Genomic DNA, 15,391 nt, shown 5'->3' with positions numbered 1-15,391 from the left:
AGACGCGTCAGATTGTCTGTCGATACTGATGCCATGGCAATAAGGGGGAATTGCCTATGTCGGTCGATATTATCCAAGCACGCCAGATCATTAGCGAGATTGTTCTGCCCGAGCCCCTGGTAGAGGCGCAGGGTGATGAGGCATCGCCGTTCACCGCCGGCACCGATCAGGCCGCCGTCATCGGCCAGGACGTCTTCGCGTTCCTGGCCGGAACCGATGTCGAACTGCGCGACGCGATCGCGGATTCGGCGCTGCTGGCGCAGTTGGTGGCGGACAGCCGGGTGCCCGATCCGGACGACATCGTCGGCTGGTACGCGGCGTACTTCACCATGCTCAAGACGCTCGGCTGGCTGGTCCAGGACGGCGGCTGGTCGGAAGTGTCCGAGGCCGGTGACGGGTTCGAGGTGCACGAAAAGATCGCCGCGATCGCCGCCGTGCTGCTCGGCCCGGCGGTCACCGCGCTCGCCGCGATCACCGCCACGCTCGACGCGTTGAAGGCGGCCAGCGACGACTCCCCATGGATCACGCTGTTCAACAAGCGGTCGATCAAGGGGCGCAGCGCACGTTTTCAAATCGGTGTGGTCGATCCGCAGGACGGCGGCGCGCCTCTCGTCTCGCTGATCGCCTTCGCGCTGGAAGCCAAGACGGTGGTCACGCAAGTGCTGCTGTTCAAAGTGACCAAGAACCGCGCCAAGCTGCGCACCAACAGCTCGAAGGTGAGCCTCGACCTCGCCGCGCTGCACGATCTGGCGCCAGATGTTCGCGCCAAGCTGCGCGGCTGGCAGCGCGCGTATATCAAGGCCCTGCCCGACCTCGAGCTGCCACCGCCGCCGGACGCGTGACGGGCCATGCGCGTCTGGGACGTCAAGATCCGTGCGCCCGACGAGAGCGGGCTATGCCGGGTGGAGATCCGCTACAACCTTGAGGATCAGCCGGAGTACCTGGCCGTCCTGCCGCCCGATGTCGTCGGCCGTTTCCGCGCCGCTACGCCGCCCGGGCGTGTTCGCGGCGAAGCCACCGCGCTGGACAATACGACGATCCTCGATGCGGCGGCCGATCGCGAGGCCGGGCAGTTCCTGGGCGAACAGCTCCTCGCCACGCTGCTGACCGACCGCACGCATGGGCGCAACTATGTCGAGAAGCTTGTCGACACGCTGAAGGGCGAACGCGCGGAAGGCTCGCACACATGGCTGCGGCTGGACGTGACCGAGGCCGGCCCGTTGTCCGAGCTGCCCTGGGAGATGCTCTACGCCAGCGATGCCGGCGTGGCCGAGTTCCTGGCGACCAGCGACGCGTTCGGCCTGTCACGCTATCGCGAGCCGAACCGCCCGCCGCCGCTTCCCGCACAACTGCCGCTCCGCCTGCTGCTGGTCGTCGCCGATCCCACCGGCACGCTCAAGACCGAGGAGGAAGTCGGCAAGGTGCTCCAGGCACTGGCCGCGCTGGGCAGCGACACGGTGCACCTGCTCGATCCGCCGCTGCGCCATGCGACCCGCCGTGACTTCGCGGCGCGGGTTGCGCACGGACAGCCGCACGTCATCCACTACATCGGCCACGGCAGCTTCGACGGGAACACCGGACGCCTCCACTTCCACAAGGAGAATGCGCCCAACGAGACTGACTACGTCGACGCGCAAGGACTGTTCTCGATCCTCAAGAACGACCGCCCCTGGCTGGTCTTCCTCAACGCCTGCGAAGGCGCGGTCGATGGCAAGGCGGCGCGCTTCGGCGGCTTGGCGCAGGAAGTGCTGGAGATCGGCGTGCCGTTCGTGATCGCCATGCGCCGGGCGATCAGCGACGTCGCGGCGCGGGACTTCGCCACCAGCTTCTACCGTGATTTCACTCGCATGCCGCTGAGCAAGGCCGTCGCCCGCGCGCGCAACCTGCTGCTGGCGAGCGACCCGGCGTCGTTCGAATTTGCGACGCCAGCGCTGTACTCCTCGCTGGCAGGCTCGACCCCGGAAGAGGCCGACCGCATCCAGACGATCGCCGCTGCCGCGCCTGCGCCCGCGCTGGCCGTGGCGCCGGATCCGGCGCGCCCTGCGTCCGAAACGAAGCCGGCTGGCAAAAGCGCCGGCCTGAAGCGCGGCCTCGTGATCGGCTCCGCCGTGGCTCTCGTGCTCGGGGCCGTGGTGTCGGCCGCCATCTGGTTTGCCGAACGCAAGCTGGAGCCCGTCGTCGCAGTGAATACCAGTGCAGAGATGGAGCCGGATCAGGTCGATGCCTCTGCACAGATGTCCGGCCAGGATGCGGCCGAGGCACCTGAGGAAGCCGTCGCGATTGCGCATCACCGGTCCCCGCACAGGGGATCGCGTGATGAGCCACACGCTGCGATCTGGGCGGACGCGGCAGCGGCGGCGGCGGCAGATGCCGTGGATGCTTCCAGTGACGACATGGACCGCGCCCCGGCAGGCGTTTTCGATCCGGATGACGGGTTCGACGGTGCGGATGCCGACGGCGGGGTTTCCGATCCCGACCCGGCTGCCGCAGAGCCGCCCTATCAAGACGCGGGATCAGATGCCGGTGCTCATCTTGCCGTGCCCACCAGTCCCTACGAGGCGTTCACGCGCGAACGAAGGATCGAAGGTATCGACAAGCCCGAGATGGCCGGCATGGTCGTTGCCGGCCCATCATCGCTGGTGCTCATGCCCAAGAGCGATTGCGGCTGGACGGCGCGGACGTTCGCGCCCCTCCTCCAACCCGGCATGCGCAGTACCACGCAAGCCGTTCCGTTTGTGGAAGCAACACGCATTGCGGAGCGCTGCCGCAGGGGCGTCGCCTTGGTGTTCACTCGCGCGCCTTCAAACACGATGGTGTCGATCCTGCCTGCTACTTCTGGATTCGCTGAAGAAGTGAGCGCCGTGGCAATTGCCGATCATGCGACCGACCGCCTGGCGGTCCACGCCGCCGCGCTCGATCTGGCGAGCCAGGCGCTGCCGCCCGAACGGATCGAAGAGCTGGTGCTGGATGGCGATACCGACTTGCAGCCTGACTACGTCCTCAGCTTCATCGCCCTTCGCGCAGCTCCCGTGCCCGACGAGTGGAACGCTGCGGATGATAGCACCGCGAACGAACGTGAGCTCTCTCGGCGCGCGCGGAGCTGGGCCGAGGCGACCCGCACGCAGCCGCTCGTGGCACGCGTTCGGCTGTGGAACTTCGACCGTGCGCTGGACCGCGAGCAGCAGGCCCTCACGCGACTCTCGCGTGCGTTCGCAAAGGAGCGCGCCGATGCCGGACCGGCGCTGGATACGCATGAGTGGCGGGAAGTGGCCACTACTCCATCGCCCCCGCCCAGAGTGGAAGTCCGGTTCGATTTGACGACTATCCCGCAGGCGCAAGTCGAGTGGGCGGTGAGCGAGACGCGTCTTTCCGCTCCGGCACTCGCGCAAGTCGCCGACGCTGCCTACGCCGTGCGGCAAGCGGCGGCTGCGGGCGAGCTGACCGGCAACTGGCGCGTCCTGGTCGAAGGCCACAGCGCGCGGGGCGCGGCCCCCTACGATCAGATGCGCGACGGCCTGCTGGCGGCAAGCGAGGTGCAGCTCGCGCTGGAGGCGAACGAGCTACCTGCCACACGGATCGTCACGCTCTCGTGCGGTGCCGTGCGCCCTGCCCTGCTACCGGCGGAGGGCAATCGCGCCGCATATCTCTCGATCCTGCCCGACGGCATCGCCGCGCCCGACGACGCATGCGGCTGGAGCGATCCCGCCCGCTTCGCACCGCCGGCCGCGCTGCCCACGAATGCCGCGGCCAACACCGTACCTAATCCGGCCGAGGAAAACTGATCAACAGGGGGACAGACTTGTGGCCATTTACCGGACCTACACCGTGCGGCGCGGGGACACGCTGTCGGGCATTGCGCACACGTTCGCAACCAGTGTCGCGGCGCTGCAGGAGCTCAATGCCCTGCCCGATGCCAACCGGTTGAAGGTGGGCCAGACGCTGAAGGTCATGCGCGTCAGCGACACTTTCCGCGTCGGCGAGGCAGGCGACACGCTGGCCCATGTGGCCACGCGCGCCCGTGTCGATCCGCGTACGCTGGCGCAAGCCAATGGCGGCGCTCCGCTCGACAGCGATATTGGCGGGCGACCGATCGTGGTGCCCAGCAGCGCGCCGACCGCCGGTCCGGTCCCGCCGCCGGGGCACAAGCTGGGGCAGCTTTCCGCCAAGTACGAGTGCGGCAACCGTGGACCCGGCACGGTCTCGACCGGCCGCGGCGACAGCGGTGGTGCGTCCTATGGCCAGTACCAGCTCGCTTCCAAGAAGGATCAGCCGCGCCTGTTCCTCGCCTCCGCGGAGGGCTCGCCCTATGCGGCCCGCTTCGCCCGCATGGAGCAGGGTGACAGCGATTTCACCGCGGCCTGGAAGCTGTGCGCCAGCGAGCTGGGTGCCAGCTTCGGCGATGCGCAGCACGCCTACATCCAGCGCACGCACTATGCCCCGCAGTGCGCGCGCATCCAGAAGCGGACCGGCGTGGACGTCACCAAACTGTCGGCGACCTTGCGCGACGTGGTCTGGTCGACCGCGGTGCAGCACGGCAGCGGCTCCGATATTGTCGCCGACGCGATCGCCGGCCTGGAGGTGCAACCCGGCGCCGCCGACTTCGAGACACGCCTCATCGACGCGATCTATCTCGAGCGCGGCCGGCGCAACACGGACGGCGTGCTGGTGCACTTTGCCAAGAACTCGCTGAAGGTACAGGAAGGCATCGCCGCGCGCTTTCGCAGTGAGCGCAACGATGCGCAGGCGATGCTCTCGGCCGAGCTGGTCAAGCAGACGATCGCGGCTGCGGTGCTCTCTCCGCCACCCGAAGTCGACGCCAGCAGCGAAAGCCAGGAGGCGTTCCTGGCCCGCATCGCGTCGCGGATGAGCGATGCCGATGTGAGCGCGCTGCTGGAACACTACGGCGACGACGAGACGCGCGCCGACTTCGAGCGGGGACGCAAAGTCCTGGTCTCGCTGCGCCGATCGACCGATTGGAGCCAGGCGGAACTGGGCAAGTACGACGACCCCATGATCCTGATCTGGAAGACCGGCGCCTCGATCTCGGTCAAACGCTTCATCGGCAACACCGAGCCTGCCGGCTGCTATGCGTTCGGACATGTGCGGGCGGCGCGCGGGTCATCGGTCGACTTCGACCGGGACGGCCGCTGCGATCTTGGCCGCCTGCGCGCCGGCGTCTACCATTTCCGGCCCGAGCAGCACCCCCACTTGGGCGCGATCTGGCGCGCGCGCGACATCCAGGTGGTCGACCGCGACTGCAACCACGACGGCAAGTTCACACCGGACCTGCCCACCAGCGGCGACAAGACCGATCCCTGCAATGCCGGCACGACGATGTACATTCACAAGGGCGGGACCAGCTTCACCGGCTCGGCGGGTTGCCAGACGCTGCCGCCCGCCGACTTCGACGCCCTACGCACCAGCGTGGGCGAGCAACCGAGCTTGGATTACATCCTGATCAACGCATCCTGACCGGCTCAGACCCGCTGAGCTTCTGCCACTGCTTCGCTCGCGCGCAGTGAGCCGACGATGCGCGTCAGGTGCGCGAGGTCGGTCACTTCCATGTCGACCTCGTAGGTGCCGAAAGGCTCGTCGCGCTGCACCATCTGCAGGTTGACGACGTTAGCGCGATTTCGCGCGAAGATGTCGGTCACCTCCGCCAATGTGCCCGGCCGGTTGTAGAGCACCAGCCGCAATCGCCCGACCGCGCCGGTGGTCCGCTCGCCCCAGGACACGTCGAGCCAGTCGGCATCGACTCCGCTGGCCAATGTCAGACAGTCGATGGTGTGCACTTCGACCTTCTGGTCGGGCCGCCTCAGGCCAACGATGCGATCGCCGGGCACCGGGTGGCAACACTCGGCCAGGTGGAAACCCATGCCGGGCGTCAGGCCCTTGATGGAGATCGCCTGCTCCTGGACGGGCCAGTCCTCATCCTCGGGCAGTTCGGCGGTACTGCCCGGCGCGATCGCTTCCATGACCTGCCGGTCGGTGAGCCGGGCCGAGCCGATAGCGAACATCAGTTCTTCCTCGTCGCGCAGGCCTAGGCGGCCGACGGCGGCGGTGGTCGCCTTCTTGCCGATGCGGCCGGGGAGGCGCGAGGCGATCTCGTCGTACAGCTTGGCGCCGATCGCGGCGATTTCCTGCCGCTCCTTGGCGCGCACGGCCCGGCGGATGGCGGCGCGGGCCTTGCCGGTGACGACGAAGCCCAGCCAGGCCAGCTGCGGCTCGGTCTGCGTGCTCTTGACGATCTCCACCACGTCGCCGTTCACCAGCCGGGTGCGCAGCGGCACCAACCGACCATTGATCTTGGCGCCGACCGCCGCATTGCCCAGGTTGGTGTGGACGGCATAAGCGAAGTCCACCGCGGTCGAGCCCTTGGGCAGCTGGTGCAGCGCGCCCTTGGGTGTGAAGGCGAAGATGCGATCGGCGTAGATCGCCAGCTTGGTATGCTCGAGCAGTTCCTCGGCATCGTGGCTGGCATCGACGATCTCGATCAGGTCGCGCAGCCAGCCGACTTGCCCGTCTGGCTTGACGCCGCTGCCGGGTCTGCCGCCGCCCTGCTTGTAGGCCCAATGCGCGGCCAGGCCGAATTCGTTGGTGCGGTGCATGTCGCGGGTGCGGATCTGCACCTCCATGCGCATCGAATTTTCATAGATCAGGGCGGTGTGCAACGACTTGTAGCCGTTGGTCTTGGGCGTCGAAATGTAATCCTTGAACCGCCCCGGGATCATCTGCCAGGTCTGATGCAGCACGCCGAGCGCGCGGTAGCAATCCTCCGGCTGCTCGACCAGGACGCGGAACGCCATGATGTCGGTGATCTGCTCGAACGTCACGTGGCGCTCGCTCATCTTGCGCCAGATCGAGTACGGGTGCTTCTCGCGCCCGACGACCTCCACGCCCAGGCCGGCTTCGGCGAGCGCCTGGCGGATGGCGAAGGCGATCGCGTCGACCTGCCCGCCTTCCTGATTGCGGATCTGCGCCAGTCGGCCCGTGATGATCGCGTAAGCCTCGGGCTCCAGCTGCTCGAAGGCGAGGAGCTGCATCTCGCGCATGTATTCGTACATGCCCACGCGCTCGGCCAGCGGCGCGTAGATATCCATGGTCTCGCGCGCGATGCGCCGGCGCTTGTCCTCGCTCTTGATGAAGTGGAGCGTGCGCATGTTGTGCAGCCGGTCGGCCAGCTTGACGAGGAGGACGCGCAAGTCCTCGCTCATCGCCAGCAGGAACTTGCGCAGGTTCTCCGCCGCCCGCTCGTTCTCGGGCATGGCCTCGATCTTGGAGAGCTTGGTGACGCCGTCGACCAGGCGCGCGACGTCGGGCCCGAACTTCTGCTCGATCTCCTCGACGGTGACGAGCGTATCCTCGACCGTGTCGTGCAGCAGCGCGGTGATGATGGTCTGCTGGTCGAGTTTGAGCTCGGTCATCAAGCCTGCCACCTCGATCGGATGGCTGAAATACGGGTCGCCGCTGGCGCGCTTCTGGCTGCCGTGTTTCTGGACGGTGTAGACGTAGGCGCGGTTCAGCAAGGCCTCATCGGCCTCTGGCGCATACTCTAGGACGCGTTCGACGAGTTCGTATTGGCGGAGCATTCCGGGCCGACCATGTGGCGATTTTCCCCGCCGCGGCAAGGGGAAAGGTGCGGTGCCATGTCACGGCAGGCCCGAGCGTCGCACCGCAGAAAGCCTCTCGCCTCAGCTCCAGGTCGCTTCGGGCGGCAGGCTCATCAGGATGGCATCGATGTTGCCACCGGTCTTGAGGCCGAACAGCGTGCCCCGGTCGTAGACCAGGTTGAACTCGGCATAACGGCCGCGCCATTCCAGCTGCTGCGCTTTGTCCGCCGTGCTCCAGGGCAAGCCCAGGCGACGCCGCACGATCCGCGGAAACACGGACAGGAACGCCTCACCCACGGCCTTGGTGAAGGCGAAGTTCGCTTCCCAGACCTGCTCGTCGGTGCACTCGAGGTGGTCGTAGAAGATGCCGCCGACCCCGCGGTGCACGTTGCGGTGCGGGATGAAGAAGTACTCGTCCGCCCACGCCTTGTAGCGTGTGTAGGCGTCGGGCGCGAAGCCGTCGCACGCGGCCTTGAACGCGGCGTGGAACTCGGCCGTGTCGTCGTCGTAGGGCAGCGGCGGATTGAGGTCGGCGCCGCCACCGAACCATGCCTTGGTGGTCGTCAAAAAGCGCGTGTTCATGTGCACGGCGGGCACATGCGGATTGCTCATGTGTGCGACCAGGCTGATGCCGGTGGCGGTGAAGGCATTGTTATCGGCACTGGCACCGTTGATGGTACCGGCAAAGTCCTTCGCCAGCCCGCCCGCGACGGTCGAGACGTTGACGCCGACCTTCTCGAACACCTTGCCCTTCATCACCGCGCGGGTGCCACCGCCGGTGTCGCCGCTCTCGCCTTCCAGGGCTTGCCGCTTCCACGGCGTGTAGGCGAAGGCGGCCTGGCTGCCCATCTCGCGCTCGATAGCCTCGAACTCGGCACAAATCGCGTCGCGCAAGTGCTCGAACCAGGTGCGGGCGCGTTGGGTGAACGGTGTCCAGTCGGTTGCAATATCTGTCATTTCGGCGGCTTGCCAAATCGCGGGGCTTGCGGCAAGGGCGGCACATGGTTCCCTTTTCGTTCTGTGGTGAGGAGTTGCGCCTGGTGGGCGCCACCTCGAGCGGCCGCGGCGGTGGCGGTGCGCTCTACTGGCCGCGCGAGCAGGCGCTGCTGGTGGCCGACCTGCACCTCGAAAAGGCGAGCTTCTATGCCCGTTCAGGCCAGATGCTGCCACCTTACGACAGCCGGGAGACCCTGGAACGCCTGGCCCTCGCCATCCGCGAGACCGGCGCGCGCCGTGTCTTCGCGCTGGGCGACAACTTTCACGACGACAGCGGCGTTGGCCGACTTGAACCTCACGCAGCGGGCATGCTGGCGGCGCTCACCCGCGCGGTGGAGTGGGTGTGGATCGTCGGCAACCACGATCCCTCGCTGGAAAAGGATGCCGGCGGTGAGGTCGTCGCCGAAGCTGCGGTCGCCGGCCTGATCCTGCGCCACAAGGCGCGCGCGGGCGAGACTGCGCCCGAACTCTCGGGGCACTTCCACCCCAAGCTGGTGGTCGCGGCACGTGGTCGGCGCATTGCGCGCGCCTGCGCGGTGGCGAGCGAAAGGCGCATCATCCTGCCCGCATTCGGCGCGCTCACGGGCGGCATGAACGCGGCCTCCACCGAGATCCTGGCGGCGATGCAGCCGGCCAGCGCGATCGACGCGATCTTGCCGGCACGCGGGCGTTTGCTGCAGTATCCCCTCTGGCGCGCGGCTGCGTGAGTACCCATATCCCGGGTCAGTAAAGCCGACGAAATGCAGGCGCTGCGATAGCTGCGCCATTTCGCGCTTTGCTTGAGCGGCCGATTCGCATTATTGGCCGCGCATAATCGCCATACCTACGAACGACTCAGGAGAACGCATATAGCACCCCCACCCCGGCGCATGATGACGCCACCGGTCAAGAGCGGACCGCGCTACAACAATCTGATCCAGTCAGACAAAGTCCGCGTGATCGACGAAAACGGAGAGAACCTGGGCGTCATGTACACGCGCGAGGCGATCGCGCAGGCCGCTGAAGTCGGCCTAGACCTGGTGGAGGTCTCCCCCAACGCTGACCCGCCGGTCTGCAAGTTCCTGGACGTCGGCAAGTTCCGCTACGAAGCGCAGAAGAAGGCCAACCTGGCGCGCAAGTCGCAGAAGACGCAGGAAATCAAAGAGATCAAGATGCGTCCCAACATCGACGATCACGATTACGACGTGAAGATGCGCAACGTCGCCCGCTTCATCGACGATGGCGACAAGGTGAAGGTCACCCTGCGCTTCCGTGGTCGCGAGCTGTCGCACCAGCAGCTGGGCATGGACCTGCTGCGCCGCGTGCAGGCAGACGTCGCCGAAGTGGCAAAGGTCGAAGCCTACCCGCGTATGGAAGGCCGCCAGATGCTGATGGTGCTTTCGCCGAAGTAAGAAGGCCGGCGTCGTCCCCGGGTCCGATCCGGGACGACGTTGACCGGCATAAAGCCCACCTACCGAGCGCTTAAGCCATTCTGGCTGGCCTCGGCGAGCCCGCGCCGCCATTTGGCGCACCATGCAAGCCCTCTCCCCTGAGTCCCGCATCGGTACCGTCCACCTGGTCGGCGCCGGACCGGGCGATCCCGATCTCCTGACCCTGCGCGCGGCGCGGCTGATCATGTCGGCCGGGCTGATCGTCCACGATGGCCTGGTCTCGCCCGAGATCATGGCGATGACGCGCTCCGGCGCCCGCCTGGTCTCGGTCGCCAAGGCACGCTCCAATCACACCATGAAGCAGGAGGCGATCAACGCCCTGCTCGTGCGCGAGGCATTGGCCGGTCACGACGTCGTGCGCCTCAAGGGCGGCGACCCCTTCATCTTCGGTCGCGGCGGCGAGGAGGCGGAGGCCTGCCGCGCCGCCGGCGTGCCGGTGCAGGTCGTGCCGGGAATCACTTCCGCACTGGGCGCCTCCGCATCCGCGCAGATTCCCCTCACCCATCGCGACAGCGCCTCGATCGTCACCTTCGTCGCCGGCCAGTGCAAGGGCCTGACCGAGCAGGACTGGGCTGGCCTGGCCGGCAAGGACCGCACGCTGGTGATCTTCATGGGCGTCGCCACCGCTCCGCTCATTGCCGAGAAGCTGATGGCCGACGGGCTCGCACCCGAAACGCCGGTCGCGGTGATCGAGAACGCCACGCGTTCCGACATGCGCGTTTTGCGCGGACCGCTTGCGGGATTGCCCGACCTGGTGCAGGGGCAGCGCGTCCGCAGTCCGGCGCTGATCGTCATCGGCCAGGTCACTGCAGAGCCCGACACCACCCTACGCGCAGTCGCGCTGGAGGCAGCACAGTGAAGATCCTGACCGGCAACGACCTGAAGAGCGGCGCCGTCATCTGGTGGGACGGCCAGGGCTGGTCGCTCCATGTCGACGATGCGGTCGATGTCGCCGACCAGGGCGCGCAGCTGATCGCGCGCGAGGAAGGCGCCCAGAACGTCTTCGCCGCCTACGTCGTCGATGGCGAGAAGACCGCCGAGGGCGTCCGCCCCGCGCACATCAAGGAGCGCATTCGCGCGCTCGGCCCCACGGTGCGCCCCGACCTGACGCTCAAGCCCGCCGATCCGGCAGCCCTCAACTGGGTGATCTGACATGTATAAGTACGACCAATACGACCAGCAGATGGTCGACACCCGCGTTGCCGAGTTCGGCGACCAGGTCCGCCGCCGCCTGACCGGCGAGCTGACGGAGGACCAGTTCCGCCCTTTGCGCCTGCAGAACGGCCTCTACCTGCAGCTGCACGCCTACATGCTGCGCGTCGCGGTGCCCTACGGCACGCTGAGCAGCGCGCAGATGCGGATGCTCGGCGACATCGCGGACAAGTACGACCGCGGCTATGGCCACTTCACCACGCGCCAGAACATCCAGTACAACTGGATCAAGCTGGAAGAGACGCCGCAGATCCTGGCCGATCTCGCCAGCGTCGAGATGCATGCCATCCAGACCAGCGGCAACTGCATCCGCAATATCAGCTCGGACCAGTACGCCGGCGCCGCCGCGGACGAAATCATCGATCCGCGGCCCTATGCCGAGCTGCTGCGCCAGTGGTCGAGCTTCCACCCCGAGTTCCTGACGCTGCCGCGCAAGTTCAAGATCGCGGTGATCGCCAGCGACACCGACCGTGCGGCGATGCGCCTGCACGACATCGGCATCCAGATGGTCCGCAATGCCGCCGGAGAGATCGGCGCGCAGTTCTACGTTGGCGGCGGCATGGGCCGCACGCCGATGATCGGGCCGATGGTGCGCGAATTCGTGCCGCTCGACCAGCTGATCACTTACTCCGAGGCGTGCCTGCGCGTGTACAACCGCTACGGCCGGCGCGACAACAAGTACAAGGCGCGCATCAAGATCCTGGTCCACGAGTTGGGCAAGGAAGAATACACCCGCCAAGTCGAAGAAGAGTTCCAGCACCTTCTGAGCCAGGGCATTGAGCCGCCGATCGCGGAGCTGGAGCGGATCAAGCAGTACTTCGTCGATCCGGCTTTCGACACCGGCTTGTCGGACGAGCTGGACCTGACCGATCCCGATTTCCGCCTCTGGGTGGAGCGCAACACCGAAGCGCACAAGCAGGCTGGCTACGTGATCGCGACCGTCAGCTTGAAGCCCGTCGGCGGCATTCCGGGCGACGCCACCGCCGACCAGATCCGCCTCATGGCCGACCTCGCGCGCGATTACTCCTTTGATGAGCTGCGCGTCACCCACGCGCAGAACATCGTCTTCCCGCACGTGCGCAAGGCCGACCTTTACACGCTGTGGCAGAAGCTCGACGCGGCGGACCTGTCGACGGCCAACCTCGATACGATCGGCGACATCATCGCCTGCCCCGGCCTCGACTATTGCAGCCTCGCCAATGCCCGCTCGATCCCGATCGCGCAGAAGATCTCCGAGCGCTTCGTGGCGAAGCAGGAGGAGATCGGCGAGATGAAGCTGAAGATCTCGGGCTGCATCAACGCCTGCGGCCACCATCACGCCGGCCACATCGGCATCCTGGGGGTCGATCGTAAGGGCAAGGAGAACTACCAGCTCCTGCTCGGCGGCTCAGAAGGCGCGGACACCTCGCTCGGCCAGATCACCGGGCCCGGCTTCGACGAGGACGGCATCGTCGATGCGGTCGAGAAAGCTACCGAGGTCTACCTGGCGAAGCGCGAAGGCGACGAGCGGTTCCTGGACACCTACCGCCGGATCGGCATGGCGCCGTTCAAGGAGGCGCTTTATGGCTGAGCTTGCGGCTGCGTGGCCCGATCCTGTTCGCACTTTGAAGGTCGTTCATCATGTCTGACGTCCAGTTCCGGTTCCGCAACGATGAACCGGTGTCCGATCCGGCTGTCACCGTGGACTCCTTCGGCGAGCAGACCAACGCCACCGCCGTGCGCGTGGAGCCGGGCGACGACGCGCGCGAACTGCTGCCGCACCTCGACCGCCTGCGCCTGATCGAGGTGAACTTTCCCGCCTGGACCGACGGGCGCGGCTATTCCTCGGCGCGCGTGCTGCGCGAGGCAGGCTTCACCGGTGAGATCCGCGCGGTGGGCGACGTGGTGATCGACATGCTCAGCCACCTGAAGCGCTGCGGCTTCGACGCCTTCGCGCCCGAGCATCCGCTGAACGAAGCGGACGCACAGGCCGCATTCGACCGCTGGGACAACGTCTACCAGGCGACGGCTGACGGCCGCCAGCCGATCTGGGCCAAACGCCACGCGGGTTGAGTTGTCCCTTGATCCTCCCTGCAAGGGGAGGTGGCGCGCACGCAGTGCGTGACGGAGGGGTGTCATCGCTAGTCGAGTGCACGACCGAGAGGGTTACCGCCCTCCACCAACGCCTGCGGCGGCGGTCCCCCTCCCCTTGCAGGGGAGGATCTCGGCAATCGCCAAATCTCTACCGCCAAACCGCAGAAAACTCCCCTAAACCCCCTCGTCCTTTTTCTTCGTCGACTCCGCGACACCCCAATCCCATGTGAGCGTGGCACAAGGGATTACCGCCATGTTCAACGCCCTCGACATCCAGGCTGACGTCCAGCCCGACCGCGTCCGTGACCGCATCGACACCTCGGCCAAGTTCCAGGAAGCCGATGCCGTTCGCCTGAACCGCTTGTTCCGCGGGACCGAGACGGTCGAGATGCTGGAGACGCTGCTCAAGGAGCAGATGGCGGGCGATGTCGCGATCGTGTCCAGCTTCGGCGCCGAGAGCGCCGTGCTGCTGCACGTTGTCAGCCGGATCGATCCGAACGTGCCCGTGCTGTTTCTCGACACCGGCAAGCACTTCGCGGAGACGCTGGCCTATCGCGACGAGCTGATCGCGCGGCTCGGCCTGACCAACGTGCGCAACCTGACGCCCGACGCCGAAGACCTCGCGAAGCGCGACGAGACCGGCCTGCGCTGGTCCTACGATCCGGATGGCTGCTGCGAGATCCGCAAGGTCAAGCCGCTCGCCAAGGCCCTGGCCGGCTACGATGCGACGATCACCGGCCGCAAGGCGTTCCAGGCCTCGACCCGCGCCGCGCTGCCCCGGTTCGAAATCGATACCACAGACGCGCAAGGCAGGCTGAAGATCAACCCGCTGATCGACTGGTCCGCCGAGGATCTTGCCGCCTATGTGGTCGAGCACGATCTACCGCCGCATCCGCTGGTCGCCGAAGGCTATCCCTCGATCGGTTGCTCGCCCTGCACCAGCAAGGTCGCTGCCGGAGAGGATCCGCGCTCGGGACGCTGGAAGGGTTGGGACAAGGTGGAGTGCGGCATCCATGTCGCCGGCGGCACCAGCGACATCAACGACCTGCCTCCTGGGTACGAACCTGCGTTCTGATTGGCCGGTCGCTCCGGGCTCGATCCGGAACCGATTGCACCATGCCTGACGCTCGAGGGCAAACGCCTCCGCGATAGCTGGCGGGATACTGCAACCGCCCCGTGTCGAGCCTCGGACGACACTTGTCTCTCCGCCTTGCGTCATGGCAAGCCGTTGCAAATAGCGCGGAGAGCCAGATGACCGACATTCAGCCGCAAGGCGCCATCATCATCACCGGCGCGGCAGGTGGCATGGGTCGGCCGGCCGCCGTGCGGTTCGCAAAGCGGGGGCAGCCGCTGATCCTGTGCGACATCTCGGCGGAGCGGCTGGACGCGCTTGCGGCCGAACTGGCCCCATCGGGTGCGCCGGTCTCCACGCTGGCGGGTGATCTCTCCGCGCCCGACTTCCCTGCCAAGCTCCTCGAGCGCGTCGGTGACCAGGACATCGCCGCCGTGGTGCACACCGCCGGTCTCTCGCCGACGATGGCCGATGGCGAACGCGTGCTGGAGGTGAACTACTTCGCCACCGAGCGCCTCGTCGATGCGCTCGCCCCACGCATGGCGAAGGGAGCTTGCGCGGTGCTGATCTCGTCCAGCTCGGGCTACATGATCCCGGCGCCGGACATGATCGCAGCGGTGAAGGCGATGGTCGACGGCGGCGGGCGCGAGGCAGTCGCCGCGTACCTGCAATCGCCGCAAGCCGCCTATCCGATCTCCAAGCTGGGCGTGATGAAGCTGGTCGCCAGGGAGTCCGTCCGCTTCGGCCAGCGCGGTGCCCGCATCGTCTCGATCGCGCCGGGCTTCATCGACACCGCGATGAGCCGCGCCGAAGCACAAGCCAGCGAGATGATGCGCGCGATGATGCAACGCGTGCCCTTGCAACGCATGGGCTTGGGCGACGAGATCGCCTCGGTCGCCGATTTCCTGTGCTCGCCAGCGGCCAGCTACATCAGTGGGTGCGACATCAAGGTCGACGGCGGCGCGCTGGGCGAAATGGGATTGTAGGGCCGCGCCCTT

Annotated in this window: 13 protein-coding genes; 11 read left to right on the top strand and 2 right to left on the bottom strand. The window is 66.9% G+C overall.

Annotation, left to right across the window (positions count from 1 at the left end; translation table 11 throughout):
- The first annotated feature begins 56 nt into the window (after positions 1–56).
- The 3 genes from GV044_RS20245 to GV044_RS20235 are packed head-to-tail and all read left to right on the top strand — an operon-like array spanning position 57 to position 5,472.
- Positions 57–842 carry a hypothetical protein gene (locus GV044_RS20245; protein ID WP_159874283.1) on the top strand — a complete coding sequence of 262 codons (786 nt, stop codon included), beginning with the start codon at positions 57–59 and terminating at the stop codon, positions 840–842.
- A gap of 6 nt (positions 843–848) precedes the next feature.
- Entirely contained in the window at positions 849–3,782 is a 2,934-nt protein-coding gene (locus GV044_RS20240) for a CHAT domain-containing protein (RefSeq protein WP_159874282.1), read from the top strand.
- Between the two features lie 19 nt (positions 3,783–3,801).
- On the top strand, positions 3,802–5,472 hold the full coding sequence (locus tag GV044_RS20235) for a LysM peptidoglycan-binding domain-containing protein (RefSeq protein WP_159874281.1): 1,671 nt from the start codon (positions 3,802–3,804) through the stop codon (positions 5,470–5,472).
- A 5-nt stretch (positions 5,473–5,477) separates the two neighbouring features.
- On the opposite strand, the gene GV044_RS20230 is transcribed toward GV044_RS20235, so the two are convergent.
- Together GV044_RS20230 and hemF are read right to left on the bottom strand one after the other, a co-directional pair.
- On the bottom strand, positions 5,478–7,589 hold the full coding sequence (locus tag GV044_RS20230; protein ID WP_159874280.1) for a bifunctional (p)ppGpp synthetase/guanosine-3',5'-bis(diphosphate) 3'-pyrophosphohydrolase: 2,112 nt from the start codon (positions 7,587–7,589) through the stop codon (positions 5,478–5,480).
- A 102-nt stretch (positions 7,590–7,691) separates the two neighbouring features.
- Positions 7,692–8,567, bottom strand: coding sequence for an oxygen-dependent coproporphyrinogen oxidase (gene hemF, locus GV044_RS20225; protein WP_159874279.1), 876 nt, complete (start codon positions 8,565–8,567; stop codon positions 7,692–7,694).
- 44 nt (positions 8,568–8,611) lie between these two features.
- Here hemF and pdeM point away from each other — a divergent pair, with 44 nt between their 5' ends.
- From pdeM to GV044_RS20185, 8 genes are all read left to right on the top strand, one after another.
- The gene (pdeM, locus tag GV044_RS20220; protein WP_159874278.1) at positions 8,612–9,313 is read left to right on the top strand and encodes a ligase-associated DNA damage response endonuclease PdeM; all 702 of its coding nucleotides are present in this window, start codon (positions 8,612–8,614) and stop codon (positions 9,311–9,313) included.
- A gap of 162 nt (positions 9,314–9,475) precedes the next feature.
- Entirely contained in the window at positions 9,476–9,997 is a 522-nt protein-coding gene (gene infC / locus GV044_RS20215; RefSeq protein WP_159874277.1) for a translation initiation factor IF-3, read from the top strand.
- Between the two features lie 121 nt (positions 9,998–10,118).
- Positions 10,119–10,895, top strand: a complete 777-nt coding sequence (gene cobA / locus GV044_RS20210; protein ID WP_159874276.1) for a uroporphyrinogen-III C-methyltransferase — start codon at positions 10,119–10,121, stop codon at positions 10,893–10,895.
- Positions 10,892–11,188: a DUF2849 domain-containing protein gene (locus GV044_RS20205; protein ID WP_159874275.1), complete on the top strand. Its 297-nt coding sequence runs from the start codon at positions 10,892–10,894 to the stop codon at positions 11,186–11,188. Before cobA ends, GV044_RS20205 begins: the two co-directional genes overlap by 4 nt.
- Position 11,189: 1 nt before the next feature.
- Complete coding sequence (locus tag GV044_RS20200; protein WP_159874274.1) at positions 11,190–12,818, top strand: nitrite/sulfite reductase; 1,629 nt, start codon at positions 11,190–11,192, stop codon at positions 12,816–12,818.
- Between the two features lie 50 nt (positions 12,819–12,868).
- On the top strand, positions 12,869–13,300 hold the full coding sequence (locus tag GV044_RS20195) for a DUF934 domain-containing protein (RefSeq protein ID WP_159874273.1): 432 nt from the start codon (positions 12,869–12,871) through the stop codon (positions 13,298–13,300).
- Positions 13,301–13,574: 274 nt separating this feature from the next.
- Complete coding sequence (locus GV044_RS20190; protein WP_159874272.1) at positions 13,575–14,396, top strand: phosphoadenylyl-sulfate reductase; 822 nt, start codon at positions 13,575–13,577, stop codon at positions 14,394–14,396.
- Positions 14,397–14,572: 176 nt separating this feature from the next.
- Positions 14,573–15,379: an SDR family NAD(P)-dependent oxidoreductase gene (locus tag GV044_RS20185; protein WP_159874271.1), complete on the top strand. Its 807-nt coding sequence runs from the start codon at positions 14,573–14,575 to the stop codon at positions 15,377–15,379.
- Positions 15,380–15,391 lie beyond the last annotated feature (12 nt).

Origin of the sequence: Novosphingobium sp. 9U (assembly GCF_902506425.1) — a bacterium.
GTDB lineage: Bacteria > Pseudomonadota > Alphaproteobacteria > Sphingomonadales > Sphingomonadaceae > Novosphingobium.
Note: the sequence above shows the minus strand (reverse complement) of the source record. Positions and strands in the feature narration are given on the sequence as shown.

Bases quoted from the DNA above. Each gene is read 5' to 3' on its own strand.
- GV044_RS20245 (WP_159874283.1), top strand. From the start codon at position 57: ATGTCGGTCGATATTATCCAAGCACGCCAGATCATTAGCGAGATTGTT.
- GV044_RS20240 (WP_159874282.1), top strand. From the start codon at position 849: ATGCGCGTCTGGGACGTCAAGATCCGTGCGCCCGACGAGAGCGGGCTA.
- GV044_RS20230 (WP_159874280.1), bottom strand. From the start codon at position 7,589: ATGCTCCGCCAATACGAACTCGTCGAACGCGTCCTAGAGTATGCGCCA.
- hemF (WP_159874279.1), bottom strand. From the start codon at position 8,567: ATGACAGATATTGCAACCGACTGGACACCGTTCACCCAACGCGCCCGC.
- pdeM (WP_159874278.1), top strand. From the start codon at position 8,612: ATGGTTCCCTTTTCGTTCTGTGGTGAGGAGTTGCGCCTGGTGGGCGCC.
- infC (WP_159874277.1), top strand. From the start codon at position 9,476: ATGATGACGCCACCGGTCAAGAGCGGACCGCGCTACAACAATCTGATC.
- cobA (WP_159874276.1), top strand. From the start codon at position 10,119: ATGCAAGCCCTCTCCCCTGAGTCCCGCATCGGTACCGTCCACCTGGTC.
- GV044_RS20200 (WP_159874274.1), top strand. From the start codon at position 11,190: ATGTATAAGTACGACCAATACGACCAGCAGATGGTCGACACCCGCGTT.
- GV044_RS20195 (WP_159874273.1), top strand. From the start codon at position 12,869: ATGTCTGACGTCCAGTTCCGGTTCCGCAACGATGAACCGGTGTCCGAT.
- GV044_RS20190 (WP_159874272.1), top strand. From the start codon at position 13,575: ATGTTCAACGCCCTCGACATCCAGGCTGACGTCCAGCCCGACCGCGTC.
- GV044_RS20185 (WP_159874271.1), top strand. From the start codon at position 14,573: ATGACCGACATTCAGCCGCAAGGCGCCATCATCATCACCGGCGCGGCA.